Genomic DNA, 1,009 nt, shown 5'->3' on the forward strand with positions numbered 1-1,009 from the left:
CCCTTGAAAGAGTGCGTAATAGCTCACTGGTCAAGTGATTCCGCGCCGACAATGTAGCGGGGCTCAAGTACACCGCCGAAGTCGTGGCATTCACACATTAACTGAGCCTTCGTGGTTGAGGTGTGTGGATGGGTAGGGGAGCGTCGTGCGGCCGGGGAAGCAGCGGAGTGATCCAGCTGTGGAGGCCGTGCGAGTGAGAATGCAGGCATGAGTAGCGAATCAGAAGTGAGAAACTTCTGCGCCGGATGACCAAGGGTTCCTGGGGCAGGCTAATCCGCCCAGGGTAAGTCGGGACCTAAGGCGAGGCCGACAGGCGTAGTCGATGGACAACGGGTTGATATTCCCGTACCCGCTACGATGCGCCAATACTGAATCCAGTGATACTAAGGGTCCTTAAGTCCCCCGTTGGCCTTCGGGCTTGGGGTGAGGCTGAACGCCTGGCCTGAACTGGTAGTAGGTAAGCGATGGGGTGACGCAGGAAGGTAGCCCAGCCCAGGCGATGGTTGTCCTGGGGTAAGCATGTAGGGAGAACCGTAGGCAAATCCGCGGTTCACGTATCCTGAGATGTGATGCCGAGCCGATTGTGGCGAAGTGGGTGATCCTATGCTGCCGAGAAAAGCCTCTAGTGAGTGTCGTGGCGGCCCGTACCCTAAACCGACTCAGGTGGTCAGGTAGAGAATACTAAGGCGATCGGGTGAACTGTGGTTAAGGAACTCGGCAAATTGCCCCCGTAACTTCGGGAGAAGGGGGGCCTTCGCTGGTGATCACACGTGCTGTGTGAGCTGGTGGGGGTCGCAGAGGCCAGGGGGAAGCGACTGTTTACTAAAAACACAGGTCCGTGCGAAGTCGTAAGACGATGTATACGGACTGACGCCTGCCCGGTGCTGGAACGTTAAGGGGACCGGTTAGTGGGGTTTACTCCGCGAAGCTGAGAACTTAAGCGCCAGTAAACGGCGGTGGTAACTATAACCATCCTAAGGTAGCGAAATTCCTTGTCGGGTAAGTTCCG

The 1,009-nt window shown here is 57.0% G+C and carries 1 rRNA gene; it reads left to right on the forward strand.

The features are described from left to right. Window positions 1-1,009 (forward strand): 23S ribosomal RNA (locus ACIBCT_RS40530); the annotation flags it as partial.

It is taken from the genome of Streptosporangium sp. NPDC050855 (genome assembly GCF_044456585.1).
GTDB lineage: Bacteria > Actinomycetota > Actinomycetes > Streptosporangiales > Streptosporangiaceae > Streptosporangium > Streptosporangium longisporum.